Here is a 3,498-nt window from a genome sequence, read left to right as displayed (position 1 = left end):
TTCTTCATATACAAAAGTCTCTGACATTGGCACATACATATCTCTTACTTTAATATAACTCTCTCTCCAGTATTTTTCATCTATAAAGTTATGTGCTTTAATAGTACTCTCAAGCCATATTTCCATTATTCTATTTATATCTTCTTTTTTTAGTTTTCTTATCATCTTTGCTCCTAATTACTATATAAAAATTGTTTTAATTTATATTTTATATTAATTTACATTCAATTTATATTCTTTTTTATATAATATCATAAATTATATATTTGCTATACTGCTTTCCTTTGTATAAATAAATTTATTGTCATATTAAATATTGTAGAATAAGCATTAACCAAATAATTAAATATACACTAACTCTTACTTTAAATAAAACTTAAATATAAATATAAAGTTTACTTTGTATTTCTTAATATATTTATTATAATAATATAGACTTAATTTTTAAGAAAGAGGTAATTATTATGAGTTTAAAAATAGCAGCAGTTTGTGATAATGAATTAAGTGGGAAAATACTTAAAGAAACTGGAGAAAAGTTAGGAATTACAGTTAACTATGAAATTCAAGATTTTACTGGAATTAAAAATGAATTATCATTAATGGATATAGCTACTTCTGATGTTGTATTATTTGTAACAGAAAATGAAGTTGAGCAAATTAAAGGAATAGAAAGATTTATAGACCGTGAATACTATGAAGTTCTTCCACAATTTGTTATAGAAGATGCTAAAAATGTTATATCTGAAATCACTATGGATTTAAATTAGTATGACTTTAATATAATTCTATTTGATGTTAAATTAGTATGCAAAATAAGGTTGTCATAACTGACAACCTTATTTTATTAGTAATCATCTAATTTTTAAATACAATTTGTTATCTAAATATTTATTAGATCCTTTATAACAAAAGATGCCATTACCATACCACCACAAGGAGATAAAAATGACATACTTCCTGGTAATATACGATGTCCATTAGAAATTTTTTCTTTAACTTCAATAGGTTGCTCTGTAGAAAATACTACTGTTAAATGATTTATATTTCTATCTCTAAGTTCTTTGCACATAACTTTAGCTAAAGGACATGTATGTGTTTTTGAAATATCGCTTATCTCTATTTTAGTAGGATCTAATTTATTCCCCATTCCCATAGAACTTATCAGCTTAAAGTTTCTCTTTATACATTCTTCTACTAAATGTATTTTAGATGAAACCATATCTATGGCATCTATTACATAGTCATAATCATCATTCAATATTTCATTGGAACTTTCTTCGTTAAAAATATCTTTTATCCCTTTAATATTTAAATGTGGATTTATGTCAAGAAGCCTCTCTTTTACAACTTCTACTTTATTTTTTCCCAAGTTAGAATGTAACCCTGGAAGTTGTCTATTAAAATCTGTTATTTCCACATCTGCATAGTCTACAATAGTTATATTACCAACCCCTGCCCTCACTAAAGCTTCTACGGCAAAACTTCCTACTCCTCCTACACCTATTACTAATACTTTCGAGTTTTTAAGTCGTTTAATATTATCTTCTCCTACTATTAAAGATGTACGTGTTGTAAATATATTTTCCATGCTAACCTCCACTACGAAAGACAATATGAACAAAACTTATATAATTAGTACAAATATGATTATAAAATTTGACTATTTATCATAACTTATATTAGCTCATACATTTCTTTTAAATTGATAATATTATTTACAAAATTAGACTTTTGTATTAGTGGTATTTTTTAATGAAAAAGTTTCTAATAAATAAAAAGTATTTCCTATTTTATTATACATATTGAAGTTCTAACTTCTTATTATTTTCAAATTTATTTACAGCATCTTCTAATTGTTTTAATGCTTGCTCTAAAACAACTCTAGGGCATCCTAAGTTCATTCTCATATATCCTGTTCCTTCCACACCAAATGTAGTACCATTATTTAATGCTAACCTAGCTTCATTTACAAAGAAATCAACTAATTCGTCTTGAGTCATTCCAAATTTTCTACAATCTATCCATAATAAATAAGTTCCTTCTGGCTTAGAATATTTTATTGAAGGTATATTTTCACTTATATAATTCATAGCAAATGTAGCATTGTCTTCTAAGTATTTAGATACTTCATTAAACCATTCTTTGCCTTCATTCATAGCTACTTGATTAGCAACTATACTAAATGCATTATTTCTTTTAGTTTCAAATTTTTCTAAAGTTTTTTCATACTTATTTCTCATTTCCATATTAGGGAATATACAAGTTGCAACTTGAACACCTGCTAAGTTGAAAGTTTTAGTAACTGAAGTAAATGTTATAGTATTTTTTCTTATTTCTTCACTTATAGATGCTGTTGGAGTATGTTTATATCCATATAGCATAATATCAGAATACATTTCATCAGATATTATGGTAACATTATTTTTTATACATATTTTAGCCATTTTTTCAACTTCTTCTTTTGTCCATACTCTACCCACTGGATTATGAGGGCTACAGAATATTATATAATCTGCTTCTTTAGCTTTTATTTCTAAATCATCAAAATCAATCTCATAGTAATTATCTTTATTTATTAGTGGGTTGTATACTATCTCTATTCCCCAGTTATCTAAAACTGTTTTAAATTCTGAGAATACTGGAGTTTGAAGTATTACCTTTTGCCCTTTCTCTATTATTGCATTACATACGTTAGCAAGCATTGGTAATACACCAAGTGCATGAGACATATATTTAGTCTCAACATGCCAATTATTTTTGTATATTTGCCAATTTCTAACTGACTCAAAATATTCAGCAGGTCTAGAGGTATAACCCCATATCCCCTCTTCAACTCTTTTCACTAAAGCATCTATTATTTGTGGAGCCGTTTTAAAATCCATATCTGCAATCCACATAGGTATTAAATCTTTTCTCCCAAATTTCATTTCAAGTTCATCTATTTTAGCTGAGTAATTTTTACTTCTGTCTATTATTTCATCAAAATTATATTTCATAATAAAATCTCCTTTTTACAAATAGTTATTTGCTTATTTCTTCTTACACGATCAATTATATTATGCAAATAATATCTATAAAATAACATTTTATGACTTTTACATTGCAAAAAATGCCTTCATAATTATTGCTTTGCAATAAAAAATCCGCTTCGCTCATGTCGCCAACGGCTTTGCCCGTTGCTCAAAATTTGCCTTTTTACAATTTCTCAAATGTATTGATAATACTTTATCCTAGAAGTTTCCCACAGATTTGAAGTCAATATAATGTCCTTATAAGTAAAAAAAGTCCTATGATAATTCATAGGACTTTTTTTACTATTCAATCTCAAACGTATCACAAGAAGCATTTGCTGCATTTATCAATACATTTCTTGCAAAACATTCACCATCTTCATTAAACTTACAATTGCCAGCTGCACATTTTATATTACTAATTTTTGTTTTACTATTATCATAGTGTTCAGCATAGTTATCAAAGCCATAACCACCTTCTTCAATA

Annotated in this window: 4 protein-coding genes; 1 reads left to right on the top strand and 3 read right to left on the bottom strand. The window is 26.6% G+C overall.

Going from position 1 to position 3,498, the window contains the following annotated elements:
- The first annotated feature begins 464 nt into the window (after window positions 1-464).
- Window positions 465-767: a PTS sugar transporter subunit IIBC gene (locus J7G74_RS01580; RefSeq protein ID WP_297130977.1), complete on the top strand. Its 303-nt coding sequence runs from the start codon at window positions 465-467 to the stop codon at window positions 765-767.
- A gap of 113 nt (window positions 768-880) precedes the next feature.
- On the opposite strand, the gene J7G74_RS01575 is transcribed toward J7G74_RS01580, so the two are convergent.
- From J7G74_RS01575 to J7G74_RS01565, 3 genes are all read right to left on the bottom strand, one after another.
- Window positions 881-1,588, bottom strand: a complete 708-nt coding sequence (locus J7G74_RS01575; RefSeq protein WP_297130974.1) for a tRNA threonylcarbamoyladenosine dehydratase — start codon at window positions 1,586-1,588, stop codon at window positions 881-883.
- A 205-nt stretch (window positions 1,589-1,793) separates the two neighbouring features.
- A complete protein-coding gene (locus J7G74_RS01570) occupies window positions 1,794-2,996 on the bottom strand; it encodes a MalY/PatB family protein (RefSeq protein ID WP_297130972.1) in 1,203 nt (400 codons plus the stop codon).
- Window positions 2,997-3,314: 318 nt separating this feature from the next.
- On the bottom strand, window positions 3,315-3,498 hold a 184-nt coding region (locus J7G74_RS01565), incomplete at its 5' end, for a DUF1540 domain-containing protein (RefSeq protein ID WP_297130969.1).

The sequence above is a fragment of the Terrisporobacter sp. genome (genome assembly GCF_017888745.1).
GTDB lineage: Bacteria > Bacillota > Clostridia > Peptostreptococcales > Peptostreptococcaceae > Terrisporobacter.
Note: the sequence above shows the minus strand (reverse complement) of the source record. Positions and strands in the feature narration are given on the sequence as shown.